This window comes from Lawsonibacter sp. OA9 (assembly GCF_022440585.1).
Genome location: NZ_JAKNTI010000022.1, coordinates 105,855 through 130,449, shown reverse-complemented (window position 1 = coordinate 130,449; position 24,595 = coordinate 105,855). Strand labels below are relative to the sequence as shown.

Below are 24,595 nucleotides of genomic sequence, written 5' to 3'. Positions count from 1 at the left end.
CCTTGTATACAGCCCATTGATTTCGATTATACAGAGATGGTTACTTACTAACGCCTACTTCTTCATAGTAGCGGGCGGCGCCGGGATGCAGCTCGACCTCGATGCCGGCGATGCCACTCTCAGGGCCGGTCATGTAATCGGCAAAGCCAGAATTCAGGTTGCCCAAGGTGGCAATGCCCTCATCAGAGTTGAGGAACTTGCAGATCTCATAAATTACTTCCTCATCGGCCTCTTCGCTGGCAAATACGGTCACCATCGCCGCAAGGGAGGGGACATCTTCGGTCTGGCCGGTATAGGTGTTGGCAGGGATGACCTGAGCAATGTAACCCTCAGAACTGAACGCTTCTATGATATCTGCGTCCAGCGCTAGGAACTTAATGTCCTCGGAAGCGGCAATCTCGGAGCAGGTCGCATAAGGCATGCCGGCGATGACGGCAACACCGTCCAGCTGACCATCGGTGAAGAGGGTGGACGCATCACCAATATTCAGATACTCAATCTTGCCGCCCCAAGAGGCGATATCTTCATAAGTCACGCCATAGTAGGCGAAGATATTGCGCATGAGGAGCTCTATAGAACTACCCTGCACACCGACAGACAACTTGATGGGGTACTTGGTATCTACCAACTCCTTAAAGGTGTTGACCGGGCAGTCAGCGGGGACTGCAACGTGGAGTACAGACTGCATGACAGAGGCCACGCCGTAAAAATTGGTCAGAGGATCAGCGAAATCGCCGCCGCCCACGATGGCTTGGTGGGCAACATCACTGTTGGAGTGACCGATGACAGCCTGATTGCTGTTGAGCAACGCCAGATTGGAAGCACCGGCACCGGCCTTTACTGTGCAGGTAATGTCGGGAGCAAGGGTGTTGATGTACTCGCCAATCTGAATGCCCATAGCATAGGTGGAAGAAGTCTCGGATCCCATGGACATAATCAGATCATAGGATTCCGGCAGACCGGTTTGAGTGGGGGGTTCAGCGGAAGTGGAAGATGGCTCATCCTTGGCACCGCAGCTGGAAAGTACAGTCAGCATCATGCAGAGGGAAAGCATACACACAAAAAACTTTTTCATACAGTACCTCCTCAAATTCTGTCCTCTCATTGGACATCCAAATTATAATATATTATTTCGTAATTTGCAATATTAATTTGTAATTTAGATCAAAATGACTTATTTTTCGTAGATATTGACATTTAATCGCAAAGACTTTTGTGCAGTCCGCCACAGTTTCGGTTCTATACAATACGATCTAAGGTTTCACGCAACCGTATTTTTTCCACCAGATAGAAGTTGTTGACTTCCTTATTAGTTGGGTATGCAGTTTATCTAGGTCTCCCGAATCACCAGCAAGGCCCAGATCCTAGAGAGATACAGGTACACCTACGTCCTTTGCCATGCGGATGTATTGGCTGATCTCATCCTCTGAGGCGCGATTCTACTATTCCCGCAGTACAATGCCGACGGGGACAATCTCCCCGTGGAGGAAGTTGTGCTAAACATCCGGAAAGACGATAGGGTATTCCGGCAGAAAACAGACTCTATGATGCCATTAGGGCTACATCATCTCGACCAAAAAGGTTCTATACGGGGCAGAACTTTTTCAATTGCGCGCTAACACCCATGAGATAAACTTTATTTGCAGCCAGCTGTTTTCATTCTACATCCAATTATTCATAGACACCGGGGCATGTAGATATTTGCCGCTGCGGATACTGCTATAGTCGTCCCCTCCTGGTATATAAAATATTTAAATATATAATCCATATTAAAAATTTAATATCTATTTTTAATGCTATAAAAACAATACCGGAACGTTTCCGTCCCGGTATTGAAGATGATATGTCAGCTTAGATAACCGAGCTTATTAGAGATCAGAGCGGCGGAATCTATCACGATTTTGGCAACTTCCTCCTCGTGTTCGTTCATGTCGAGGTTGCAGAACTTTCCGGATACACTCAGACCGGCGATTACAGCACCTGATCGGCCGCGGATAGGAGCTGCGATACAAGCACTGCCAAAGGCGTGCTCCGCGTATTCTGTGCTGTATCCGGTCCTACGGATGCGGTCGATCTGTTCCATTATGGAATCGATAGAAGTGATAGTATTGTATGTGTAGGATTTCATCCCCTTCTCTCGGAGGATGGTTTGGATTTCCGCATCTGACATGGCTGCCAACAGGACTTTGCCGATGGCAGTACAGTGAAGAGGACTGGAATAGCCGACCATGGTATACATCCGGGGAGAAGAACGGCTGTCTACATGGGCCAGATAGTACATCTCCCCATTTTCGAGAACAGCTAGGTTTGCGCCGACTTTAAATTCCTGTTCCAGACGGAAGAGCTCCGGCAGAGCCTGGCGCCGAATCTCACTATGGTTCAATGCCACACTGGAAAGGGTAATAATTCGCTTGCCTAGCTGGTAGCAGCTGGACTCTTCATTTTTCTCGATAAAGCCATAAGCTACCATGGTATTTACCAGGCGGGAAACGCTGCTCTGCGTCATGCCCACTCGCTTTGTGATGTCCGTAATGCGGAGCATTGGTGTTTCAGGTGTAAAGCAATTTAAGATATCAAACGCTTTGCAAAGACTCAACGTCAGGCCAGTCTTATCTTTGACAAGGGGGGTAGTAGGATCAGTCAACATTTGATTTTCACCACGATTCTGATGCATGCATCGGTTGTTCCGTCTGCCATACCGGGCAGATGGGCGTCCTGAGGAAAGTACACGGCAAAGTCTCCGGCTTTCAGGTGCAGTCGACTGCCGTCACCAGTAAAGGGGTAAAACGTAATATCCTTCTCTGGTTGATATGGCACATCAGCGGGAAGATCTGCGCGGGGCAGATACCACTGGAATTCGCTTCCGGCGGCCATGCACTGGATGTCGATGTAGGCATTGTGGGTTTCATACCGGGGTGTTTCTTTTTCCTGGGGAACATATTGGAATACAATGGCGTATACATCCTCTCCATCAATTTCATACCGTCCCGGCGCTATAGGTTTCTGGAAACATCTCTCCAGAAAATCAAAAGCCTGTTTCATTTTCGGATGCGCATTTAGATACAACTCTTTACTGTTCATTTCACCAACAAACATTGATACACCTCCATGTTTAATAACTGATACCATGAGTAAACCATATTCTCTGTTATATTTCAAGTAGTTTTATAAAAAATATTCATATTATGAATGTGTGATACAAAATTTGATGACTTATCAATTGCGCCACCTCTCTGCCAGCCGACGTTCTTCTCATCGGCGGTGCGTTTCCGTGTATCTGACATGGTGGTTGCCCTTCAATAGTATTTTTTCAATATACCATAATTTTCGTAAAAGTTTCAGCACAGCCCGCGAAGATCCATCATGTATTCAATCTGTTTTGATGAAAATTCAACTCTGTCTATATTTTGTTGTAAGTACATAAATCGGCGCATCAGAATGCCGCACAGGATGTCACATACACAAGTCAGGTGAAGTTCAGAGGGACAATTATTACTCTACTGTTCTGGCTAAATATGTAGCCGGCTTCTTTTTGTTCTATTTTTCGAACGGCTGAAAAGAGGATCCGACCTATCGCACCCTGGGGTAAAAGAAAACCTTTGAAATTCCGCCGCCTACGGCCACAAGGAGCAGCATAAGTCTTAGCAAGCAACGAATTGTGGGGCCACAATTCAGTTTAACAGGGGCTTGCCGCCTCCATGACTCCGAAGACATTATTAACTTTTTAGAATGGATGAGTATAGCTATACCCTATATGATTGAGTTGACCAAACGGGAGAGGAAAATTTTTGATGAAGTGATGGAGCAAATCGGCAGGACGGTGGTGCTCCTCTCTGGGCTGTCCTATGAGGAATGGTTGGACCAGCTTAGAGAACACCAGTACCTCACCCTATCAACTTTGAGCGGGAAATCGGCGGGAAAGTCTATACTATCAGCGCCTGTTTCAGAAAGAGGGCCACAGAAACCACAGATGAAAAAGTCAACTGTATATACAGAGCAAAAGTCTTGCTTTAAAGCACTAAATTTGCGTCAGGTGTGGTATTGTATAGACGCCTGCAATTTATATCAATTTCGGTTGTGAATCGTAACAAGCAGTAATAACCAACAGAACAGTGGATAACCGCCCTCTATGTGAGATTGTCTCACGATGATGAGCGGAATGGTATCTCCGGGAGTATTGAGAACCAGCGGATAGTTTTAGCGAAGTGCGTCAAGGTACACCATTTGACAAACACCCGTTTTTTCTATGATGATAGGTACTCCCAGATGACGTTCACCTGGGCTGGGTCCATAAAGATTATGGCGATGGCAGGGCAAATGCTGATTGCACCCTCGTTGTCAAAGAACATTCCCGGCTGGGCCGGAACTGGCTTGTGGTTGGACAACTGCTGGAGAAAGATTTTGTCCAACTGAATGTGCGTCACATCCTTCGTGATAAACAACATGGGGGTACGGAAAAGTCATCAGCGACATCAGTCCTATACAGGAAATCTTCAATCAGTGGCATGTGAAAAACACTGGCACCAAGGTGCGCAGGGTCATGCAACGCCGTGACAACGCCAGGATTCCGCTTACTACAAACGATCCCTTCGGCTACAAGAAGTTGGCGGAGGATAACCACAGGTGGAAGATCAACGAGGACGATACCCAGGTGGTACGGTGTATCTTCCAGTTATCCGTCAGTGGATAGGGTTGATACGGCTCTAAAATGCTAAGGGCCGAGAATATATCTACTCCCAGTGAGTATTTTCATGCCAAAGGTGACAACTGGGAAATCAGGTCCCTGGCAGTCCCCATAACTGGTGTTCCCGCACAGTGGTAGACATTCTGGACAAGCAGGAGTATGTAGGATGCACGGTGAATTTTCGTTTTTTCCACAAGTCGTTCAAGCTGAAGAAACAACTGGACAGGCCGCATAAGGAATGGAATGGCCTTTTCTGATGCCTACCCCTCTACCATTGACCAGGGAACCTTCCCCCTTGTGAAGACCCTCTACCGAGCCAGGTATTGTAAGTATGTTTCTGGCCTCTTGTACTGCACTGACTGTGGCAGTAAGCTGGGTACAGCACTACTAACAACCACAAGCGGGAATCAAGGTCATTAGGGTAAAAACCGGATTGAATATCCATGTTCTTAACTTTCGTATTTTAAATCGTTTTTCAAATAATCTATCTTAAATAGGTTGCTGCTTTTTTCACCATTTCATTGGAAAACGGTTAAGTTAAATGACATTACAATCTGGATCAGACGTTTTTTCTGCTCCAGCTACTGCAAGAAGACCCCCGATGTATGTGTTGCATACTATATTGGGAAATGCATAGCGGAAACATTGGTGCTGTAGGAAGTGAAAAGGCTATTGTGGTACATCCAAGTCTATGAAAAGGGATTTGCCAGGAGCAGATGTATCGGTTTGTCACCCTGCCCCTCTCACTGGAGAATGAACAGCGGCAACTAAAGGCCAACATTCCGGAGATGAAGAACAACCTGACCGCCAGCCAAGGCAAGGGCATGGATTTACAGCGGTTCATTGAGCAGACCAAGTAGGCCATCCGGCTGATGGAACTGGCACTAGAAATCGTCCATAAGTTTATCGACAGGACTGTGATATCCCAGGCTGGCAAGGTTGATGGGCAGACGGAACCCGAAGACAGATATCTACTACTACAACATTTAATTCTGGTATATGCCGGTGCCGGAGGTCATGGAAAAGCTATACTTTGACACCGTCCTGAGGAACAGAAGAAGGCGGCGCAGCACAAGGCTACGCCACCATTTAAAACTTATTTCATTCATTGTCTGAGCCACCATCGCTGCAACTTCCTTACAGGAGTTGCATAGGGACAAGGAAGCTTTTTTATTAGGCCGGTTCAACCCACTTCAGCGGGGACAGGGGGTTCGGCCTCCTTCTTTTTCCGGCGGAAAGTATGGCTCAAGTCGTCGATGACTGAGTAATACACTGGAGTAAATACCAGGGTTATCACCGTAGATATGACCATGCCTGAGATCATCGTGACGCCCATATCGGTCATCATCTCGTTGGTCTCCCCAATACCAAGGGCCATGGGGATCATGGCAATCACCGTAGTCAGGGTGGTCATCAGAATGGGCCGGACGCGCAGAGGGCAGGCGTGGAGGATGGCCTCCTCCCGGCTTTCTCCCTTGGAGCGGCGGATCTTGATGTACTCCACGAGGATGATAGAGGAGTTGACCACCGTACCGGCCAGCATAATAATAGACACCAGCGCCAGGATGGACAGGTCCCGCCCAGTGAGGGGCAGGGCGAACAGAGCGCCAGTAAAGGCCACCGGGAGGATCAGCATGACCATGACCGGCATGGCAAAGGACTCGAACTGGACCGCCAGCACAAAGTAGACCAGCAGCAACGCAACCACCAGAGCAAAGCCCAAGTCAGCAAAGCTTTCCATCATATCCTCATAGGAGCCGGCGGTCTGGGCCTCATAGCCCTGGGGCATGGCATACCCGTCCAGGATCTCATTGATGGCGGCGGTCATCGCTGTCGTATCGCCGCTGATGGTATCACCGGTGATGGTGACCTGTCTGGTCTGGTTGCTGCGTGTGATGCTCTGGGGCGCCTGCTCCACAGTCACCTCCGCTACCGAGGACAGGGGGATGGTCCCCCCGTAGCTGGAAGGAACCGGCATGGACTTCAGGGCATCCAGACTGGCGGAGGCGGCCCCGTCGCCCTTGACCACTACATCATACTCCTTGTTGTCAATGGTAACTGTTGTGGCGGTGACGCCGGTCAGCTCCGACCGGACCGCGGAGCCAATAGACGCGGCGGTCAGGCCATATTGGGCGGCCGCCTCCCTCCGAATGGATACCTTGACCTGATCCACAGCCTCGGACAGAGAACTCTCCACATCCACGGCGTCAGGCAGGGCGGCAATTTGGTCCTTCAGATCGTTCGCGATCATCTCCAGCGTATCATAGTCATCGCCAGAGACCTCTACGTTGATATCGTTGCCGCTCATCATAGTCATGGAGCTGGAGGCGCTGACCGTGATCTCGCAGCCCGCGATATCCTGCAGGGCCAGACGCAGATCGTCCTCAATATCAAAGGCGCTGCGCTCCCGCTCACTCTTTCCCACAAGGTTGACACCCATGGTCACAGAGTTTCCGGAGGACATCATGGAGGAGCCGCCTCCCTGGGCGATGTAATACATATCTTCCATCTCCGGGACCTCCCGCTCCACAATGGCGGCGACACGATCGGAGATAGCGGTGGCCTCCTCCACAGAGGAGCCGATAGGCATTCCAATACTGATGGAAACGCTGTTCTGATCCATTTCCGGGATCATGACCATCTTGGTGTTGGCCAGGGTGAGAACAAATATTGCCACCAGACCAAGGGAGGCCAGCATCCCCATCTTCAGATGGCGGACAAAATAGCCCAGAAGGCCCATATAGCCGTGATAGATCCGCTGGAACAGGCGGGTGGAGAAGGTAGCCCCACCGCTCCTCTTCAGGGCCCGGGCGGCCTGCTTCTCCCTGCGGCGGCGGACCTTCTCCTCATCCAGGGTAAAGTAGCACAGAAGGGGCACCAGTGTGAGAGAGATAATCAAAGAAGCCGCGATCAGCGACGCAATGGTCAGACAGAAGTCGCGGAACATATCCCCCGCCATACCTTCCACCAGCCCCAAGGGGACGAACACGGCCAGAGTGGTGAGGGTGGAGGCTACCACAGAGGAGGTGACCTCCTGGGTTCCATCGACACAGGCACTCAACCGATCGTGTCCTTCGTCAGAAAAACGGTTGATGTTTTCCAGTACGACGATGGAGTTGTCCACAATCATACCTACGCCCATGGCGATGCCGCCCAGACTCATCATGTTTAAGGTCAGGTCCAGCACGCTCATCAGAACGAACACAGACAGGATGCACACGGGCATGGAGATACAAATAGTTAGGGTAGAGCCTCCCCGGCGCAGGAACAGCAGCACCACGACAGCGGCCAGCAGGACGCCCTGCCAGATGTTGCTGAAGGCAGAGTTCACCGACTGGTCAATGTAATCACTGGCGATATAGGGGACAGAGTAACGAATATTTGGGTTCTCCGCCGCCAGCTCCTGGAGCCGTGTTTCCACAGCCCGCGCCACGGCCATTTCATTTCCTCCCGCCTGCTTGGATACCTGAAGAATAACGCAGGAGGTTCCCCCTACTTTAGCGACCGCGTCCAGGTCCTCCGCCTCCATCCTGACATCGGCCACCTCGGACAGACGGACTGTCCCGCCGGCCGGCAGCGTAATCAGGGTGTTGGCAACATCCTCCAGTGAGGTGTATTTGGCGTCGGTGGACACCGTCAGCTTCTTCGAGCCGCTCTGTAAATCGCCGCCGGGGTACAGCAGGTTCTGTCCTGCCAAGAACTGACTGATATAGCTGTTAGACAGGCCAAAGCCCGCCGCCTTGGCCGGGTCAATCTCCACGGCGATCTGTTGCGCGTTTCCGCCGCCGACGGATACCTGTGCCACTCCGTCGATGCGCTCCAGGGCGGGAGCAATCTCATCCTCCGCCAGAGTCTGGAGCTGGGACAGGTCCTCGCCCATCAGGGCAATCATAGCTGTGGGCATCAGTTCACTGGCGTTGATGTTGATGATCATGGGGTCTGCGGCGTCCTCCGGCAGGGAAACCATGTCAAATTTCTCCCGCAGCTTGGTAGCCGCAATGTCTAGGTCGGTTCCTTCCTCGTAAGTAATTTGAATGGTGCTGACGCTCTCTGACGAAGTGGATTGGATCTCATCCACACCGGAAACCGACATAATAGCGGATTCCAATGGAGCGGTCACCAGATCCTCAATGTCGCTGGGGTTGGCACCCACATAGGTAGTCATCACCACAGCCATGGGCATTTCCATATTAGGCATCAGAGCCATTTGCAGGCGGGCGCTGAAAAGGACACCGAAGATGACCACCATGATGACTGCCAACAATGTCGCTACTTTATGGCGGATACAGGCTTTTGCAGTATTCATCAGGGCTCAATCCTCCCCGGATACGATCCGCACCGCAGTGCCGTCAGCCAGATAGGACTGGCCCACAGTTACGAGCTGCTGCCCTTCGCTCAGGCCAGAGGTCACCTCGGTTACACCGTTTCCGGTCAGCCCAATCGTCACCTCGGTGTACTTGGCCACGCCATCCTCCACTACAAAGGCATATTGGGTCGAACCGCTGGTCAGGATGGCCTCAGTGGGAACTACCACAGCGTCCGCAGAGGTGTCCGTGTGGAAGGTCACATCGGCGAACATACCAGACAGCAGGCCCTCGATGTCCTCGTCCAAGGCTACAGTGACGGTATATAGCTTGGTCTGCGCATTGGCCGCCTTTTCGATGCCCCGGATGGTCCCCACCGTGGATACGCCTAGGGAACTGATGGTCACGTCGGCTTCATCTCCCTGGCCAAGCTTGGGTACCAGAGCCTCCGACACAGACACCTGGACCTTCATGGTGTCCACTCCCTCCACCACGGCTACCGGCATAGAGGCAGATACATAGCCACCCTCTGTGGCATTTAAAGTAACCACAGTCCCGGCAACGGGGGAAATCACATTTCCACCACTGTCTACATTCTCTAAAACAGTGGCCAGCTGCTCCACATTAGATTTATAGCTCTGCATCCCAGCCTCTAACTGGGAGAGCGTGGAGTTGCGGGTTGCAACGGCGCTCTCCAGCTGGAGTTCAGCCTGATCGATCTCCAGCTGAGAAGCCGCCCCAATCTCCTTCAGCGCCTTCAGGTCGCTGAGGTTTTTCTCATATAAGGCGATCTGGCTGTCAAAGACTGCCTTCTGATCCTGGTAGCTTTGAACAGCGGAACTGTAACTAATATTGGCGGCGTTGTAAGAGGAGAGGGTGCTCGCCATATCCAGTGTGCAGATTTTCTCCCCGGCAGATACGGTATCACCCGCCTCCACATAGACAGCGGTACACTGGGCATTGACAGCCACAAAAATGGACTCTTGTCCGTCAGCGACCACCTTGCCAGACACCTTGTTCTCTGTGGAGATGGTCTGGCGGGATACCTCCTCCACCTGAACCGCCACGCCGGCGGGGACATCTGTCTGGGAGCTGTCCTCCTCCCCAGACTGGCAGGCGGCAAGGGACAAGATCATGGCGGCCGCCAGGACAGTGGAAATCGTACGAGTGTGCTTCATGGTGCTCTCCTTCAATTCAAAATGCCGTAGTCCACGGCCCAGCGGTAATTGTTATAAGCGGTAAACAGGTCGACCTCAGCGCCCTCCACCGTTTCCTGGGCGCTCTTCACCTTGTCCTCCGCCTCCAACAGCCCGTTGTCGGACAAGCTGCCCTGGCTATGCTTCAGTTGGGCCACGGAGTAATTGTCCTGCTCCACCGCCAAGGCGGTCCTGGCGGCGTCCAGCACCTGCTTATAGTCCTTCACTTGGAGGTACAGGGAGCGGAAGCTGTTTTCAAAGCTCTGTAATGTCGCCTGATAAGTATATTGGGCAGATTCCCAGGTGTGCTGGGCGGAAACATACTGATACTTTTTCTCGTTGTAATTGTAATCCTTTCCAGCGTCCTTAAAGTCCTCTTGGGCGTCTTCCAAGGTGCGCTGGGCGGCAAACAGATCGTAGCTGACCTCCTTGGCGGCAACCAAATCCGCCTCCAGGTCCATTTCCTCCAGCTGTTGGCTGGTGACCTGGGGCAGCCCCTGAAGCTGGATGTTCCCGGTCTGCTCCGCTCCGATCAGCATCTCAAGCTGTGCCTTGTAGTTGGAGATATTCATCTCCAGTGTTTGCTGACCGCTGACCAGGGCCGTGCGGCTGGCCTGTGTCTGACGCAGTGTCTGGGAAGAAATATGGCCCAGCTCATAGCGCAGCTCCATTTCCTGGATAGTGCGGTCCAGGGCAGTCAGCTGGCGGTCCAGGGCGCTGTCATTCAACTCCAAATCCACCAAAGCCACATATAGGGATTCAGCTGCCATCATAATCTGCTCCTGGGCGTTTTCCAACTGGCGGATGACAGCGGCGTTGTCCTCCTGGATCTTTCCATCTTTCAAATCGTCAAAGGTATCCCGCAGGGAATCGTAGGCGGCATCCATAGAGGAGGCGGCGATAGAGCCCACAGCACCTCCTGTGACAATCATTCCCCACTGGGCCTGGGCAATCTGGTTAATCTGCTTGCGGATATCGTCGGTCATTTTTTCATAATCTATGGCCTCGATGGCCTGGATACTCTCCTCCAAGGCTAACAGATTCAGATTGTTCTCCCGCAGGCGGTGCTCCAAGTTGGTAAAACTGATAGAGCCCACCGGATCAGGTATGTATTCCTCCGCGGGCGGCTGTTCCTCCTGTTCCTCCTCCGCTTCCCCAGCGTCCGCTCCATAGACGGCGCTCTCCATCTCCTCGGCGCCTTCCGTATTTTCCGGGGAAACATCCGGTTCTCCAGAGGTTGGGGCCCCGTCAGTCTGGGCAGCGGTGCTCCCGGAGGACACGGCGTCGTCCTCCACAGCCAGAGCCGCCCCGCCAATCAGGGACAGCCCCAGCGCCGCCGCCAGCAGCAGCGCGATGGTCCTATGTTTCATGTGGTTTCCTCCTCATGTGTCCGGGCTGCGCAGCCATAGCGCAGCAAATCGATTCTTGCTTGCAGGATATCACGTTGTATCTCCCGCTGACTATATTCCTGTAGAGTTTCCACGACAGCACCGCCTAAAATAGCCATGCCCAGGAAAAAGATATGTTCCGCATACTCTCTATTCTGTTGCCGCAGCCCGGTCATATCCGTCTCATCCCATAAAGGTTCTGGCATCAATCCTGGTCGTTCTGTCAAAAAGCTCTGGGTCTCTATCCCCGGATTGAGGCGCAGGACCTGAATAAAACGTGCCAGCACTGGGTCAGCGACTCCTCTTTGTTGAACTAAACGGTCAAACGCCCCAAGAGGAAGGGATAATAAATCACCTTCATGGGTGTGCAAAATATCCCGCAGGCTTTGGATAAAATATTCCCGTACACCTTTTAGTAAGTAACGGATCATGTCCTCCTTATCGGTAAAGTATTGGTAGAAGCTACCCCTTGGAATGTGGGCAGCCGCAATGATACGGTTGATAGATACATCAGTGAATCTGACCCGGGTACATTCCTCCCAGCAGGCGTCCATCAGCCGCAGCCGTTTTTCTTCCGGCAGGCGAAAAAATGTACTGGTTGGCATATGCGTCCTCCCTTATGACGACCTGTCGCTTATGACAGCCTGTCGCATATTATACACACCATCTCCCCCTGTGTCAACTCAAAGACCTGTTACGATTTTGTGAATTTTTTGAGGCCCTATTTGGTAGACATCCCAAATTATTTTTCTCTTCTATGTCTACCAAATGTCTACCAAAAAAAGCGGGAAAGCGCTGGGAAACAGGGCTTTCCCGCTTTTCCATTTTCTGGGTGTCTACCAGATGTCTACCAAGGGTACTTTTTCTTTGGAAAAGCGCCCTTTTTTATTTGCTCTTAGCGGGTTTTCCTCACCTTTTTTGCTGTGCAAGGGGCGTTATACAGGGCTAAGTGTCCCTAAAAGTCCTCAAAACCTCAAAAACGCGGGGGATTTTCAAGAAATCACCCCGAAAAAATTTAAGGAGGAATCCCGAATGAGAAACCTGAAGCGGGCTCTTAGCCTGGCTCTGGCTTCCGTCATGGTCATGGGCCTGATGGTAGTCGGTTCCGGCGCGAGCTACGTCGATGTGTCTTCCGAAAACAACGTGGAAGCCATCGAAGTTCTCCAGAAAGTCGGTGTCATGACCGGCGACGAGAACGGCAAGTTCAACCCCGACGCCAACGTCACCCGCAACGAGATGGCCGTCATCATGTCCAACATGCTGGACTACAAGGTGTCCAACTACGCTGGCACCGCTCCCTTTACCGACGTGCCTTCCTGGGCTGAACCCTATGTGGCCGCCTGCTACACCCACGGCATCATTTCCGGCTACGACGCCAAGACCTTTGGCGGCAGCGACTCCGTCACCGCCGCCCAGGCCGCTCTGATGATGATGAAGGCCCTGGGCTACTTCCAGTATCAGTCCGATTTCGGCGAGGACTGGCAGATGGCCACCATCCGCGAGGCCAACAAGATCGACCTGTACAAGGACGTGAACGCCACCGCTGTGGCCCCCATGACCCGCAACGATGTTGCCCAGCTGGCTCTGAACACCCTGAAGTCCTATCAGGTTGAGGCTGACAACGACACCATCAATGTCAATGGCAACGGCGTGTCCGTCAGCGGCGGCAGCGTCAAGTACTATCAGCTGGTCAGCAATGACAAGATGTACAAGGCCATTGACGACCGCACCGGCCTGAGCATGTCCAATGTTTCCGGCTACACCAAGGAGCTGGGCGAGGACCTGTATGACGGCGACCTGGAGTGCAAGGACGAGACCGACGATTTCGGCCGCCCCGCCACCACCTGGAGCTACAAGAGCTCTACCATCGGCACCTACTCCGACTCTGCCGACCAGACCTGGACTGGCAAGGTCAGCGAGAAGGACCTGTACACTGCCGCTGGTTCCGCCGCCTATGACAACTACAAGTGGACTGTGTACCGCAACGGCGAGGTCGTTGAGGACATGGAGCGCGTAAACGGCAAGGACGTTCTGGACTATGGCAAGACCAGCAGCGAGCGTTGGCAGGAGACTGGCAACGGCGTGCTGACCGAGCTGTATGTGGACTCCACTGAGGAAGATGTCGTTGTGACCATCATCGACACCTTCGTGGCTGAGGTCACCAAGGTGGAGGACAATGGCGACGACTACACCGTGACCATTTCCTACAAGAGCGATAAGCCCTCCAAGGCCGAGAACGAGTTTGACACCGATCAGAAGTTCTCCAAGGAGGACATCGTGGTCCTGACCATCGGCGGAACTGAGATTCAGTCCATGGCCAAGGCCGAGATCGTTGAGGGCACCGTCAGCTCCGTCAAGGACAACGACTATGTGAAGCTGGACGGCACCACCTACAACTACAACCGCGCTTACTGCACCACCGTGATCAATTCCGCTAAGGGCCTGGTCAACCTGGACGACGGTGACAACTTCACCAACCCTGACGTTGACAACGAGGTCGTTCTGTACCTGGATACCTACGGCAACGCCGTGGCCATCGAGGGCGCTGAGGACTCCGTGGACGACTACCTGTTCGTCACTGGCGTTGACTCCGCCTATGGCGACGTGTCCGCCAAGGTCGTCTTCGCTGACGGCACTGAGGAGAAGATCGACATCGACGAAATCGACGGTGTGGATGCCTACTGGAAGAGCACCGGTGACAAGCGCGTCCCCACTGAAGGCCACATCTACAAGTGGAACCAGAGCGGCAGCGAGTACGACCTGGAATCCGCCTCTTATGCTAACTTCGAGCAGATCCTGTTTGATGCCACCAATGGCAAGGGCAAGGTGGAGCGCGACAACGCCTCCGTGTATCAGGGCGGCAGCCGCATCGGCACCGCTGACAGCGACACCGTGTTCATCAATACCGACGATGACAAGGTGTGGACTGGCTATAAGAACGTCTCCAGCCAGGAGGACATCGTGGGCGCCGCTGTGAAGGATGACGGCGTGATCACCATCCTGTTCATGTCCAGCTCCAGCGGCTCCTCCGCCGAGGACGACGACTTCGTCTTCATCAGCGGCACCGATCCTGAGGTCGTCAACGACAACGGCGACAAGCTGTACCAGTACAACAGCGCCTACATCAACGGCGAGAAGGTCGAGGGCGGCTTCATTGTTTCCAGCAGCTCCGCTAAGGACGACATTGTCACCAAGGGCCTGTACCAGGTCACCAAGCGTGACAACGACGATCACGCCACCGAGGTAAAGCTGGTTGTGGACGCCACTGCCGACAAGAAGGGCAACTACGAGAGCGGCGCTCTGAAGGCCTTTGAGTCCTATGCCACCTACGCCAAGAAGGACATCCTGTCCCTGAATGACGGCGATGGCAACCTGACCGCTGGCAGCCAGTCTGACTTCAGCTATAACAACGACACCACCTTCGTGGTCGTGGAGCTGAAGAAGGACAACACCGACGTGGACTCCGTCTATGTGGGCGGTGTCAGCGACATCGAGACCGACGCGGAAGGCCGTACCGGCGTGTTCGTGGTCACCGTTGAGGATGACGGCGACGATACTCCTATGGCCGAGGTCGTTCTGGTCATCGTGCCCGACGAGGACACCGTGATTGAGGATGACAACAACAACGGCGATTACAAGGTCGTTTCTCTCTCTGGCAAGAAGATTGAGCTCACCGTTGATAAGAATGGCGAGTTCACTCTGAAGAATGTCAAGGTCCAGAAGGGCGACGAGAACTACGAGAATCTGGGCGATGTCACCCTGTCCGCCAAGATCGAGCTCTACAACAAGGGCTGGGATGAGCTGGAGACTGTGGAAGAGGACTTCACCGCTGAGAAGTCTGTTGTCGCTGATAACGACGGCATCAAATTCAGCAGCGACCTGCTGTCCTCCGGCGATAAGATCCGTGTCACCCTGACTCTGAGCAACAAGACCATCGGTGATATCGAGTTCTTCACCGGCTCCATGACCGTTCCTGAGGCCTAAGAATTCTATTCTTTAGAACTCTAGAGCGATTGGACACCTAAACTGAAAGCACCCCCGGTATTTCCGGGGGTGCTTTTCCTCTTATCCCAAGGCCAAATAGTGAAATACAGTATTCTTTTCATTCGAGGCATAATAATCGCCGTTCGAACTTTTGTGTACCACCCGGAAGCCCCCCGCCTCCAAGGTGACCAAAGCGGTCTCTCCAGCGGTTGCCGGATTCCCAGTTACCGCCAGTCCTCCGTAATAGTAAGCAGCCAGATTGGCGCCGCTGGCGTAGGTCCTGCCCTGCTTGTCACACAGATAGACCGCCTTAGGTGAGAATGGAAGGGAGATCAGCCGGCTGGCCGCTCCGTCCCCCGTATAAGCCCCCGCCGCGATCTGTACTAAATTGCTCCGCATCTCCTCCAGGTCGGTGCTGTCCGCCTTTTGAGACACTAGGCTTTGAAGGGCGGTCAGCGCCTCCTGGTCCGCCTTTTCCTGGAGCGCCTGGTCTATCTTCTGATTGTCCTCATTGAACTCTGTGCGGAGCACCTTATCCTCCGCCTCCCATTGGTTAAGCTGGTAGTGTTGGGTCTTGTTGGTTGACATGATGGTTCCTCCTTTAATGAGTAAGGTTAAGGGTGTGGCTTTTGCGGGGTACGCCTTTTTTATACACTTTGACATGATTGTCTGAAGGGGCCTGTAAAATACGGCACGCCTAGTTGTCACGCCCTGCATGCGCCCCTCTGCCGGTCAGCCGGGCCGGAGCCGCAGCGTGACCCCTTCTATCTAACACAAAAAACCGCCCCGGAGTGGGACGGTTTCATACATTTTTTGGAAATTACAGGATTATTATCTTCAAAAGAGGGCGGACCCCCCTGGCAGGGGGCCCGCCCTTTCTTATACCTAGTCACAGACCAAGTCCATAGATCCGGTTTGCGTTGTGGAAAAACACCTTTTCCCAATGCTCCTCTGGTACAATCCCCTGAATGAAGCGAATATACTCCTCCAAATTGACGATAGGCCAATCCGTACCATACATAATATCATCCCACTGGAGGATAGCGGTGAGCCAGGTCCGGAGAAGGGATACATAGCCTGCCTGCTCCCGGAAATAGCTCTCCAGATCCACCCGCCCCTCCAACAGACCGGACAGGTCCGCGGATACGTTCCGGTTCTTCTCCACCACCGCCGCGGCCGCCTCTAAAAAAGGGTTCCCAAAGTGGCACATGACAAACCGGGTCTTTGGATGGTCGGCGGCGGCTTCATCCAGGGCGAGGGGGTGGCAGTATTTCAGATGAGCCCGGGAAAACGAGGTCAGCCCCATATGGACGGCCACAGGCTTGTCATAGCGGGCCGCCAGGGCGTAGACAGGCTCATAGACAGGGTCGGTGAGCCAGACCTTATTATAGCCCGGATAGAGCTTCACCCCGCAGCAGTTATCCCGCTTCAAGTTCTCCTCCACACGGTCAGCCAGATCCGGGATGAGCCGCTTTCCACCCTCCAGCAGGGAGCTGTCCAGCCCGATACAGTAGTGGAACAGATCAGCCGGATAGGCATGGTAGACCGGGTCCAAGCTCCGGTTGCCCATGACCACTCCATGTACCATCTCCAGTTCCCCATAGACATCCCGCAGGTGGTCCACCGAGTTGATATGTCCCACTCCCTGGGCCATGGCGTTAGTTCGCTCATCGGGTGGAAAGAGATGGAGGTGGGCATCAATGATTTTCATAGGAAGGCGCTCCTTTGGCACGTTTTTTTCTATTATAGCAGATAGCGCGGGTCAAAAAAAGGGGGCGGGCTGCTTTTCCCCGCCGGAGGCGCCCGCCTGGTTTTCCGCCGCCGTCGACGCAAAAGCCCCCTGGCATATGCCAGGGGGCTTGCAAATGTCTATCACACCAGCTGGATGATCGCCATCTCGGCGGCGTCGCCGCGGCGGGGGCCGATGCGGACGACACGGGTGTAACCGCCGTTACGCTCGGCATACTTGGGGCCGATCTCCTTAAACAGCTTGTTGGCCACATCCTCCTTCGTGATGTAGGACAGGGCCTGGCGGTAGGAGGCCAGGGTGTTGTCCTTGGCCAGGGTGATCATCTTCTCGGCCACGGGAGCCACTTCCTTGGCACGGGTGACAGTGGTCTTGATCTGGCCGTTCTCCAGCAGGTAGGTGACCATGGCGCGCAGCATAGCGCGGCGCTGATCGCTGGTGCGGCCCAGCTTGCGGTTCTTCTGAGACATGAGAAACACTCCTCCGACCTCGCGTGGCGAGATCTCCATAAATTCGTTCATTCGGCCACTAGGGCCGGGACACCCCGCTGAGGGGACAGGAACCCCGCACCCGGACAGGAACGTTACTTACTTCCGGGCTGTCCTTTGAAGTATCGCGAAGTACGATACCCCTTCTTTTGTCTGATGATTCGGCGCTTCTTAGTTATTTTCCTCGCTGGCCAAGGACAGGCCCATCATCGCCAGCTTGTTAATAACCTCTTCCAGGGACTTACGGCCCAGGTTCCGAACCTTCATCATCTCTTCCTCTGTCTTGGAGATCAGGTCCTCCACCGTATTGATGTTGGCCCGCTTCAAGCAGTTATAGGAGCGGACAGACAGATCCATGTCATCGATGGTCATCTCCATCACCTTATCCCGCTGGGTCTCCGCCTTCTCCACCACCGTAGACTTGTTACCCATGGTCTCGGACAGGTCGGTGAACAGCGTGAAGTGGTCGCACAGGATGCGCGCCCCCAGGGAAACAGCGTCCCGAGCATCGATGGTGCCGTTGGTCCACACCTCCAGCGTCAGCTTGTCATAGTCCGTGGCATCGCCCACACGGGTGTTCTCCACGGTGTAATTGACCTTACGGACGGGGGTATAGATGGAGTCTACGGGGATGGTCCCGATAATGGACTGGGCCGGCTTGTTCTTGTCGGCGGAAACATAGCCACGGCCGTGGGCCAGGGTCAGTTCCATCGACAGGGTGGCGTCAGGTCCCAGGGTTGCGATATGGAGATCAGGATTCAGGATCTCCACATCAGCGTCCGCTTTGATGTCACCGGCAGTGACCTTGCACTCCCCGGCGGCCTCGATGTGGACGGTTTTCACTCCCTCGCAGTACAGCTTGGCGATGATCCCCTTCACGTTCAGGACGATCTCGGTCACGTCCTCCTTGATGCCGGGGATAGTGGTAAACTCGTGCTGGACACCGGCGATCTTGATGGAGGTCACCGCGGTACCAGGCAGAGAGGACAGCAGGATCCGACGCAGGGAGTTGCCCAAGGTGGTGCCATAACCCCGCTCAAGGGGTTCCACAACGTACTTGCCGTAGGAGGCGTCGCCGGGATTCTCCACACATTCGATGCGGGGCTTTTCGATTTCTACCATATGCTAGGATACCCTCCTTTTCTCGGCGGTGTACTTGCCACCGCCTGATTCAGCTCACCAATATCTGAGGGTTGTCTAAGTCTGGTCTTTTGCCAGGTCTCTCCAGCTCGTCTGGAGAGACCCGCAAAAATAGATTACTTAGAATACAGCTCGACGATGAGGTGTTCTTCCACGGGGAAGTCGATGTCGTCCCGGGCGGGCATGGCAGCGACAGTACCCTGGAGGGTATTCTTGTCACGGGTCAGCCACTTGGGCAGAGTGACCATAGGGGCATCCTCACCCAGCAGGCCCTTAAACTTGACGGAGGAGCGGCTCTTCTCCCGAACCTCGATCACGTCGCCCACCTTCACCAGGTAGGAGGGGATGTCCACCCGCTGGCCGTTGACAGTGAAGTGGCCATGGGTAGTCAGCTGGCGGGCCTCGCGGCGGGTCTTAGCAAAGCCAAGACGGTACACCACGTTGTCCAGACGGCGCTCAATGAGGGTCAGCAGGTTCTCACCGGTCTTACCCTGCATACGAGAGGCCTTCTCATAGTACATATGGAACTGTTTTTCCATAATGCCGTAGACAAACTTGACCTTCTGCTTCTCGGTCAGCTGCAGGGCATACTCGGACTTCTTCTTCCGCATATTCCCGCCGGGATTGCGATTGGTAGTCTTTTTGGCATAGCCCATAGCGGCAGGGGACAGGTTCAGAGCCTTGCACCGTTTAGCGATGGGCTGCATATTTCTAGCCATGTGTCATAACCTCCTTCTCTGATCAGACGCGGCGGCGTTTGGGCGGGCGGCAGCCGTTATGGGGAACCGGGGTCACATCCTTGATCATGGTGACCTCCAGGCCCACGGCCTGCAGCGCGCGGATAGCGGCCTCACGGCCGGCGCCGGGGCCCTTCACGAAGACCTCGACGGATTTCAGGCCGTATTCCATCGCAGCCTTTGCAGCCGTTTCGGCGGCAGTCTGAGCGGCGAAGGGGGTGGACTTACGGGATCCACGGAAACCCAGACCGCCGGAGGAGGCCCAGGACAGGGCGTTGCCCTGCGCGTCAGTGACGGTGACCATGGTATTGTTGAAGGAGGAGCGGATATGCACCTGGCCCTTCTCCACGATCTTGCGTTCGCGGCGCTTACGCACCACTTTCTTACCCTTGGTATTAGCAGCCATTGTATATCCCTCCCTTACTTCTTCTTATTGGCTACGGTACGCTTGGGACCCTTACGGGTACGGGCGTTGGTCTTGGAACGCTGGCCGCGGACAGGCAGCCCCTTGCGGTGGCGGATGCCCCGGTAGCAGCCGATTTCAGTCAGCCGCTTAATGTCCATCGCCACGTTGCGGCGCAGGTCGCCCTCGACCGTATACTCATGACCGATAACCTCGCGCAGCTTGGCCTCATCCTCCTCGGTGAGGTCCTTCACACGGGTATCGGGGTTAATCCCGGCCTGGGCCAGGATCTTGTTGGCGCTGGTGCGCCCAATGCCGTAGATATAAGTGAGGCCGATCTCGATTCTTTTCTCTCTCGGCAGGTCAATACCGGCAATACGAGCCATTTTTTACAGCACCTCCAATTAACCTTGTCTTTGCTTATGCTTGGGGTTTTCGCAAATAACCATGACTTTGCCCTTGCGCTTAATGACTTTGCACTTCTCGCACATGGGCTTCACGGACGGTCTGACTTTCATTGTTAAAACCTCCTATGAATGCCTTGATGGCCCCTCCTCGTCGAAACAAGCTCCGTATCCTTCGCCCCCACACGTGTGTGAGGGCTCAGTCACTCCGCTGTTTCTCCTCTCCAAATGCGACCCGCTTCGCTGGGCTCGCATTTGGGAGCGGCCTTGCGGCCGCTTGTCCCCGCGGGGGGACGGGAGTCTGGGCGGACCCCGGAAGGCAAGGCTTCCGGAGAAAGCCGGACGATTCGGTCGTTGATAGTTACTTAGATCTCCAGGTAATACGGCCTCGGGTGAGGTCGTAAGGCGACATCTGGACCGTCACCTTATCGCCGGGCAGGATACGGATGAAATTCATGCGCAGCTTGCCCGAAATATGTGCCAGGATGATGTGTCCGTTTCCAATATCCACATGGAAGGTGGTATTGGGCAGGGATTCGGTAACGACTCCCTCCAGCTCGATCATATCATCTTTCGCCAAGCGTGTTTCCCTCCTTGAAGGCGGCCAGCGCCCTTCTCAATGCTCTGTCGGACAGCGGTGTCCCGCGTTTCAGCCCTTGGATGGTCGGGTGGTCAAATGGATGCTCCATATCAGTGAGAGGGAGCACATGGCCCAGCTTTTTGACCTTGGGATTGGCGACCTTACGGCGCTTTCCATCGGCCAGCAGCAACATGGACCGCTCCTGGTCCACTCCCACCACACAGAACACTCCGCCCTTGTCCCGGCCAGCGGCGGCCTCTACGATCCAGCCCGTATAATCATACATAAGCTCCATCCTCTGTGACGGTCAGGATCTCAGGGCCCTCTTCTGTGATCAGGATACTGTTCTCATAGTGGGCTGTCAGGGACCCATCCAGAGAGACGGTGGTCCATTTGTCTGACAGCACCTTCACCCGCCAGTCTCCGGCGCATACCATAGGCTCTACCGCCAGGGTCATGCCAGGCTGAAGCCGGGGACCGTGGCCGGCAGGTCCGAAGTTGCGTACCTCCGGGGGCTCATGGAGTCTGGCGCCCACGCCATGTCCCACAAAATCCCGGACGACGGAAAAGCCGTTGGCCTCTACATACACCTGGACCGCGTGGCCGATGTCAGAGACCCGGCAACCCTGGCGGGCAAATTTCATGCCCTCCCAGAAGCTCTGCTGGGTGACCTGAATCAGGCGCTTGGCCTCGTCGCTCACCTGCCCGCATGGGTAGGTGGCGGCGCAGTCACCATGGAAGCCGCCGATAAAGGCGCCCACATCTACGCTGACGATGTCGCCCTCCTTCAGCTTTCGGGGCCCAGGGATGCCGTGGATAACCTCCTCGTTCACCGAGATACAAGCGGAGCCGGGAAAACCGCCGTATCCCAGGAAGGAGGGCTTGGCCCCATGGCTCTCGATAAAGCGGCGGACCGCTGTATCGATCTCATGGGTCGTGACTCCGGGTCTGATCATAGAGCCAGCCAGAGCCCGGGCCTGGGCGGTAAGGCGCCCAGCCCGGCGCATGGCCTCGATCTCTCGGGGAGATTTTAGTGAAATCATTTCCAAACCCATCAGATACTCAGGGCCTCCATGATCGCTTTGGTGGTATCCTCAATGGTAGACTGATTATCTACGGGGGTCAGGATACCCTTCTCCTCATAGTAGCCCTTCAGGGGCTCGGTCTCAGCGTGGTAGACCTCCAGCCGGTGGCGCACAGTCTCCGGCTTGTCGTCCTCCCGCTGTACCAGGGGTCCGCCACAGGTGTCGCACACACCTTCCACTTTAGGGGGCTTGGCCTTCACATGGTAGGGCGCGCCGCAGTTCTGGCAGACCCGGCGGCCGGTCATGCGTTCTTCGATCTCCCCATCGGAGATCTCGATGGACACCACATGGTCAAAGGTCACGCCTGCCTGGGCCAAAGCCTGGGCCTGGCCAATGGTGCGGGGCACTCCGTCCAGGATGAAGCCCCCGGAGCAGTCAGGCTGCTCCAACCGCTGGGCAACGATGCCGATGATAACGGAATCGGGGACCAGCTTGCCCGCATCCATATAGGACTTGGCCTCTAAGCCGATGGATGTGCCTTCCTTGATGGCGGCACGCAGAATATTGCCGGTGGAGATGGTCGGGATTCCCAGCTTGGCGCTGAGGATCTCAGCCTGAGTTCCTTTGCCGGCGCCCGGAGCGCCCAGCAGGATCAGCTTCATTCCCATATCTCCAACCTCCCGCTTATTCAAGGAAACCCTTGTAATGCCGCATCAGCATCTGGGCTTCCAGCTGCTTGACGGTCTCCAGGGCCACGCCCACCACGATGATGACTGAGGTGCCGCCGATCGCCAGAGAACTATAGCCCACGATATTTCCAGTGATAATGGGGGCGATGGCAATGACAGACAGATACAGAGCGCCAAACATAGTGATCTTGGACAACACCCGGGTGATGAAGTCGGCAGTTGGCTTACCGGGCCGGATGCCGGGGATGAAGCCTCCGTTCTTCTTCAGGTTATTGGACACCTCAATGGGGTTGAAGGTCATGCTGGCGTAGAAGTAGCTGAAGCCAACGATCAGGAAGAAATACAGCACGGAGTAGAAGGGTTTGCTGGTGTCAAACAGCCGCATCATGGCTCCGCCAAAGCCAGTGCTCTCCACGGTAGCCCCGGTAAAGGCGCCGATGGTGGCGGGCAGGGAGGCGATGGACTGGGCAAAGATGATAGGCATGACGCCGGACATATTCACCTTCATGGGGATATGGGTGGACTGGCCGCCATACATCTTCCGGCCAACTACCCGCTTGGCATACTGGACAGGCAGGCGGCGCTCGGCGTTGGAGATGAACACGATGAACACCACCAGAGCCAGCAGGCCGATAACGATGACCGGGATCATCCAAGGCGCCAGGGCCAGTTTCAGCTGGGCCTCAGCCTGCTGAGTGGTCATGCCGGCCGCGGTCAGCGTATCCATGGTCATAGTGCCGTCCTGGACGCTGTTCCAGATGGTTACACCCTTTATGCTGTCAGTCACCATGGTGGGGAAGCGGGACACGATGCCGGCGAACAGGATGATGGAGATACCATTTCCAATGCCGAACTCAGTGATCTGCTCACCCAGCCACATCAGGAAGGCGGAGCCGGCGGTAAAGGAGAGGACGATGACCGCTCCAACCCAGAAAGCGTTCAGGCTGCCGCCCTGGACCAGACCATAGCTGTTGATCAGGGAGTAATAACCAAAACCTTGCAACAGGGCGATGGCCACGGTGGTATAACGGGTGATAGAGGCGATCTTCTTCCGGCCCTCCTCGCCGCCCTCCTTAGCCAACCGCTCCAAAGCGGGAATGGCCACCGTCAGCAGCTGGATGATAATGGAGCTGTTGATATAGGGCTGGATGGACAGGGCAAAGACCGTCGCCATAGAGAAGGCGGAGCCGCTCATGGCGTTCATCAGGCCCAGAATCGTACCGCTCTGAGCCTCCAGATAGAATCCCAGCTGCTCGGAATTGATATAGGGAACAGGGATAGCCGAACCCAGACGGAAGATAAGCAGGGCAAAGATGGTGAACAGGATCTTCTTCCGCAGCTCAGGGACGGACCATGCGTTACGGATCGTCTGGATCATGTCAGATCACCTCCGCCTTACCACCCGCAGCTTCGATCTTTTCCTTAGCGGAGGCGGAGAAGGCGGAAGCCTGGACGGTCAGCTTCTTAGAAATCTGGCCGTTGCCCAGGATCTTGACGCCGTACTCGCACTTGGAGAGGATACCCTTCTCCAGCAGAGCCTTGGCATCGACCACAGCTCCGTCCTCAAACTTATCGAGGGCAGAGACATTGATGGCCTCCAGGGGTTTCGCAAAGATGTTGTTAAAACCGCGCTTGGGGATACGGCGGCTCAGAGGCATCTGGCCACCCTCAAATCCCACGCGGACGCCGCCGCCGGAGCGGGCCCACTGGCCCTTCTGGCCGCGGCCGCCGGTCTTACCATTGCCGGAGCCGGCGCCCCGGCCCTTGCGGTAGGCCTTGGTGTTGGAGCCGGCGGCGGGGGAAAGTTCATGCAGATTCATGTGTCG

The 24,595-nt window shown here is 54.8% G+C and carries 26 protein-coding genes; 4 read left to right on the top strand and 22 right to left on the bottom strand.

Features of this window, described 5'->3' with window-relative positions; all coding sequences use genetic code 11:
- Window positions 1-40: 40 nt before the first annotated feature.
- The 3 genes from MCG44_RS01645 to MCG44_RS01635 all read right to left on the bottom strand — a co-directional run bounded on the left by MCG44_RS01645 (window position 41) and on the right by MCG44_RS01635 (window position 3,096).
- Window positions 41-1,075 carry a TAXI family TRAP transporter solute-binding subunit gene (locus MCG44_RS01645; RefSeq protein WP_240286455.1) on the bottom strand — a complete coding sequence of 345 codons (1,035 nt, stop codon included), beginning with the start codon at window positions 1,073-1,075 and terminating at the stop codon, window positions 41-43.
- Window positions 1,076-1,846: 771 nt separating this feature from the next.
- Window positions 1,847-2,647, bottom strand: coding sequence for an IclR family transcriptional regulator (locus MCG44_RS01640; RefSeq protein WP_263858366.1), 801 nt, complete (start codon window positions 2,645-2,647; stop codon window positions 1,847-1,849).
- The gene (locus MCG44_RS01635; protein ID WP_240286451.1) at window positions 2,641-3,096 is read right to left on the bottom strand and encodes a YhcH/YjgK/YiaL family protein; all 456 of its coding nucleotides are present in this window, start codon (window positions 3,094-3,096) and stop codon (window positions 2,641-2,643) included. Before MCG44_RS01635 ends, MCG44_RS01640 begins: the two co-directional genes overlap by 7 nt.
- A gap of 658 nt (window positions 3,097-3,754) precedes the next feature.
- Between MCG44_RS01635 and MCG44_RS01630 the strand changes: the two genes are divergently transcribed.
- On the top strand, window positions 3,755-4,081 hold the full coding sequence (locus MCG44_RS01630) for a hypothetical protein (protein ID WP_240286449.1): 327 nt from the start codon (window positions 3,755-3,757) through the stop codon (window positions 4,079-4,081).
- Between the two features lie 163 nt (window positions 4,082-4,244).
- On the opposite strand, the gene MCG44_RS01625 is transcribed toward MCG44_RS01630, so the two are convergent.
- Window positions 4,245-4,445 carry a hypothetical protein gene (locus MCG44_RS01625; RefSeq protein WP_240286446.1) on the bottom strand — a complete coding sequence of 67 codons (201 nt, stop codon included), beginning with the start codon at window positions 4,443-4,445 and terminating at the stop codon, window positions 4,245-4,247.
- Between the two features lie 95 nt (window positions 4,446-4,540).
- On the opposite strand from MCG44_RS01625, the gene MCG44_RS01620 reads away from it, so the two are divergent.
- Both MCG44_RS01620 and MCG44_RS01615 read left to right on the top strand, forming a co-directional pair.
- Window positions 4,541-4,690: a hypothetical protein gene (locus tag MCG44_RS01620; protein WP_240286444.1), complete on the top strand. Its 150-nt coding sequence runs from the start codon at window positions 4,541-4,543 to the stop codon at window positions 4,688-4,690.
- A 710-nt stretch (window positions 4,691-5,400) separates the two neighbouring features.
- Window positions 5,401-5,544 (top strand): hypothetical protein, encoded by a 144-nt coding sequence (locus MCG44_RS01615; protein WP_240286442.1) that lies wholly within the window; start codon window positions 5,401-5,403, stop codon window positions 5,542-5,544.
- A 323-nt stretch (window positions 5,545-5,867) separates the two neighbouring features.
- Here the strand turns inward: MCG44_RS01615 and MCG44_RS01610 are convergent, their stop codons facing one another.
- Genes MCG44_RS01610 through MCG44_RS01595 form a run of 4 tightly spaced genes read right to left on the bottom strand, consistent with a single transcriptional unit; the run spans window position 5,868 to window position 12,177 of the window.
- Window positions 5,868-8,990: an efflux RND transporter permease subunit gene (locus tag MCG44_RS01610; RefSeq protein WP_186852893.1), complete on the bottom strand. Its 3,123-nt coding sequence runs from the start codon at window positions 8,988-8,990 to the stop codon at window positions 5,868-5,870.
- A 6-nt stretch (window positions 8,991-8,996) separates the two neighbouring features.
- Entirely contained in the window at window positions 8,997-10,166 is a 1,170-nt protein-coding gene (locus MCG44_RS01605) for an efflux RND transporter periplasmic adaptor subunit (protein ID WP_147572333.1), read from the bottom strand.
- 11 nt (window positions 10,167-10,177) lie between these two features.
- Window positions 10,178-11,554, bottom strand: a complete 1,377-nt coding sequence (locus MCG44_RS01600; RefSeq protein ID WP_240286439.1) for a TolC family protein — start codon at window positions 11,552-11,554, stop codon at window positions 10,178-10,180.
- A complete protein-coding gene (locus tag MCG44_RS01595) occupies window positions 11,551-12,177 on the bottom strand; it encodes a TetR/AcrR family transcriptional regulator (RefSeq protein WP_147572335.1) in 627 nt (208 codons plus the stop codon). Before MCG44_RS01595 ends, MCG44_RS01600 begins: the two co-directional genes overlap by 4 nt.
- Before the next feature lie 427 nt (window positions 12,178-12,604).
- On the opposite strand from MCG44_RS01595, the gene MCG44_RS01590 reads away from it, so the two are divergent.
- Window positions 12,605-15,556, top strand: a complete 2,952-nt coding sequence (locus MCG44_RS01590; protein WP_240286438.1) for an S-layer homology domain-containing protein — start codon at window positions 12,605-12,607, stop codon at window positions 15,554-15,556.
- An 81-nt stretch (window positions 15,557-15,637) separates the two neighbouring features.
- On the opposite strand, the gene MCG44_RS01585 is transcribed toward MCG44_RS01590, so the two are convergent.
- The 14 genes from MCG44_RS01585 to rplO form a co-directional block, all read right to left on the bottom strand.
- A complete protein-coding gene (locus MCG44_RS01585) occupies window positions 15,638-16,144 on the bottom strand; it encodes a hypothetical protein (protein ID WP_186852896.1) in 507 nt (168 codons plus the stop codon).
- A gap of 301 nt (window positions 16,145-16,445) precedes the next feature.
- Entirely contained in the window at window positions 16,446-17,267 is an 822-nt protein-coding gene (locus MCG44_RS01580; protein WP_240286436.1) for an amidohydrolase family protein, read from the bottom strand.
- A 161-nt stretch (window positions 17,268-17,428) separates the two neighbouring features.
- Window positions 17,429-17,773 carry a 50S ribosomal protein L17 gene (gene rplQ, locus MCG44_RS01575; RefSeq protein ID WP_147572401.1) on the bottom strand — a complete coding sequence of 115 codons (345 nt, stop codon included), beginning with the start codon at window positions 17,771-17,773 and terminating at the stop codon, window positions 17,429-17,431.
- 189 nt (window positions 17,774-17,962) lie between these two features.
- The gene (locus MCG44_RS01570) at window positions 17,963-18,913 is read right to left on the bottom strand and encodes a DNA-directed RNA polymerase subunit alpha (protein WP_147572402.1); all 951 of its coding nucleotides are present in this window, start codon (window positions 18,911-18,913) and stop codon (window positions 17,963-17,965) included.
- A 134-nt stretch (window positions 18,914-19,047) separates the two neighbouring features.
- Window positions 19,048-19,650, bottom strand: a complete 603-nt coding sequence (gene rpsD, locus MCG44_RS01565; protein ID WP_147572403.1) for a 30S ribosomal protein S4 — start codon at window positions 19,648-19,650, stop codon at window positions 19,048-19,050.
- Between the two features lie 22 nt (window positions 19,651-19,672).
- Window positions 19,673-20,074, bottom strand: coding sequence for a 30S ribosomal protein S11 (gene rpsK / locus MCG44_RS01560; RefSeq protein ID WP_147572404.1), 402 nt, complete (start codon window positions 20,072-20,074; stop codon window positions 19,673-19,675).
- Between the two features lie 14 nt (window positions 20,075-20,088).
- Window positions 20,089-20,457: a 30S ribosomal protein S13 gene (gene rpsM / locus MCG44_RS01555; protein WP_147572405.1), complete on the bottom strand. Its 369-nt coding sequence runs from the start codon at window positions 20,455-20,457 to the stop codon at window positions 20,089-20,091.
- A gap of 18 nt (window positions 20,458-20,475) precedes the next feature.
- A complete protein-coding gene (gene rpmJ / locus MCG44_RS01550; protein WP_008982609.1) occupies window positions 20,476-20,589 on the bottom strand; it encodes a 50S ribosomal protein L36 in 114 nt (37 codons plus the stop codon).
- A 247-nt stretch (window positions 20,590-20,836) separates the two neighbouring features.
- Window positions 20,837-21,055 (bottom strand): translation initiation factor IF-1, encoded by a 219-nt coding sequence (gene infA, locus MCG44_RS01545; RefSeq protein WP_020989775.1) that lies wholly within the window; start codon window positions 21,053-21,055, stop codon window positions 20,837-20,839.
- On the bottom strand, window positions 21,042-21,341 hold the full coding sequence (locus tag MCG44_RS01540; protein WP_147572406.1) for a KOW domain-containing RNA-binding protein: 300 nt from the start codon (window positions 21,339-21,341) through the stop codon (window positions 21,042-21,044). The genes infA and MCG44_RS01540 overlap by 14 nt, the downstream gene beginning before the upstream one ends.
- Window positions 21,334-22,098 (bottom strand): type I methionyl aminopeptidase, encoded by a 765-nt coding sequence (gene map, locus MCG44_RS01535; protein WP_147572407.1) that lies wholly within the window; start codon window positions 22,096-22,098, stop codon window positions 21,334-21,336. Before map ends, MCG44_RS01540 begins: the two co-directional genes overlap by 8 nt.
- Before the next feature lie 11 nt (window positions 22,099-22,109).
- Window positions 22,110-22,742 carry an adenylate kinase gene (locus MCG44_RS01530; RefSeq protein ID WP_186852959.1) on the bottom strand — a complete coding sequence of 211 codons (633 nt, stop codon included), beginning with the start codon at window positions 22,740-22,742 and terminating at the stop codon, window positions 22,110-22,112.
- Between the two features lie 22 nt (window positions 22,743-22,764).
- Window positions 22,765-24,147 carry a preprotein translocase subunit SecY gene (gene secY, locus MCG44_RS01525; RefSeq protein ID WP_147572408.1) on the bottom strand — a complete coding sequence of 461 codons (1,383 nt, stop codon included), beginning with the start codon at window positions 24,145-24,147 and terminating at the stop codon, window positions 22,765-22,767.
- A gap of 1 nt (window position 24,148) precedes the next feature.
- Window positions 24,149-24,589 (bottom strand): 50S ribosomal protein L15, encoded by a 441-nt coding sequence (rplO, locus tag MCG44_RS01520; RefSeq protein ID WP_147572409.1) that lies wholly within the window; start codon window positions 24,587-24,589, stop codon window positions 24,149-24,151.
- Between the last annotated feature and the right edge of the window lie 6 nt (window positions 24,590-24,595).

Coding starts and splice junctions, on each gene's coding strand:
- rpsK (WP_147572404.1), bottom strand. CDS start 20,074: ATGGCTGCTAATACCAAGGGTAAGAAAGTGGTGCGTAAGCGCCGCGAA.
- map (WP_147572407.1), bottom strand. CDS start 22,098: ATGATTTCACTAAAATCTCCCCGAGAGATCGAGGCCATGCGCCGGGCT.
- MCG44_RS01590 (WP_240286438.1), top strand. CDS start 12,605: ATGAGAAACCTGAAGCGGGCTCTTAGCCTGGCTCTGGCTTCCGTCATG.
- MCG44_RS01530 (WP_186852959.1), bottom strand. CDS start 22,742: ATGAAGCTGATCCTGCTGGGCGCTCCGGGCGCCGGCAAAGGAACTCAG.
- rpsD (WP_147572403.1), bottom strand. CDS start 19,650: ATGGCTAGAAATATGCAGCCCATCGCTAAACGGTGCAAGGCTCTGAAC.
- MCG44_RS01640 (WP_263858366.1), bottom strand. CDS start 2,647: ATGTTGACTGATCCTACTACCCCCCTTGTCAAAGATAAGACTGGCCTG.
- MCG44_RS01635 (WP_240286451.1), bottom strand. CDS start 3,096: ATGTTTGTTGGTGAAATGAACAGTAAAGAGTTGTATCTAAATGCGCAT.
- MCG44_RS01580 (WP_240286436.1), bottom strand. CDS start 17,267: ATGAAAATCATTGATGCCCACCTCCATCTCTTTCCACCCGATGAGCGA.
- MCG44_RS01585 (WP_186852896.1), bottom strand. CDS start 16,144: ATGTCAACCAACAAGACCCAACACTACCAGCTTAACCAATGGGAGGCG.
- MCG44_RS01615 (WP_240286442.1), top strand. CDS start 5,401: ATGTATCGGTTTGTCACCCTGCCCCTCTCACTGGAGAATGAACAGCGG.
- MCG44_RS01620 (WP_240286444.1), top strand. CDS start 4,541: ATGCAACGCCGTGACAACGCCAGGATTCCGCTTACTACAAACGATCCC.
- secY (WP_147572408.1), bottom strand. CDS start 24,147: ATGATCCAGACGATCCGTAACGCATGGTCCGTCCCTGAGCTGCGGAAG.
- MCG44_RS01610 (WP_186852893.1), bottom strand. CDS start 8,990: ATGAATACTGCAAAAGCCTGTATCCGCCATAAAGTAGCGACATTGTTG.
- MCG44_RS01645 (WP_240286455.1), bottom strand. CDS start 1,075: ATGAAAAAGTTTTTTGTGTGTATGCTTTCCCTCTGCATGATGCTGACT.
- MCG44_RS01625 (WP_240286446.1), bottom strand. CDS start 4,445: ATGTTGTTTATCACGAAGGATGTGACGCACATTCAGTTGGACAAAATC.
- rpmJ (WP_008982609.1), bottom strand. CDS start 20,589: ATGAAAGTCAGACCGTCCGTGAAGCCCATGTGCGAGAAGTGCAAAGTC.
- rplQ (WP_147572401.1), bottom strand. CDS start 17,773: ATGTCTCAGAAGAACCGCAAGCTGGGCCGCACCAGCGATCAGCGCCGC.
- MCG44_RS01630 (WP_240286449.1), top strand. CDS start 3,755: ATGATTGAGTTGACCAAACGGGAGAGGAAAATTTTTGATGAAGTGATG.
- MCG44_RS01600 (WP_240286439.1), bottom strand. CDS start 11,554: ATGAAACATAGGACCATCGCGCTGCTGCTGGCGGCGGCGCTGGGGCTG.
- rplO (WP_147572409.1), bottom strand. CDS start 24,589: ATGAATCTGCATGAACTTTCCCCCGCCGCCGGCTCCAACACCAAGGCC.
- MCG44_RS01540 (WP_147572406.1), bottom strand. CDS start 21,341: ATGTATGATTATACGGGCTGGATCGTAGAGGCCGCCGCTGGCCGGGAC.
- rpsM (WP_147572405.1), bottom strand. CDS start 20,457: ATGGCTCGTATTGCCGGTATTGACCTGCCGAGAGAGAAAAGAATCGAG.
- MCG44_RS01570 (WP_147572402.1), bottom strand. CDS start 18,913: ATGGTAGAAATCGAAAAGCCCCGCATCGAATGTGTGGAGAATCCCGGC.
- MCG44_RS01605 (WP_147572333.1), bottom strand. CDS start 10,166: ATGAAGCACACTCGTACGATTTCCACTGTCCTGGCGGCCGCCATGATC.
- MCG44_RS01595 (WP_147572335.1), bottom strand. CDS start 12,177: ATGCCAACCAGTACATTTTTTCGCCTGCCGGAAGAAAAACGGCTGCGG.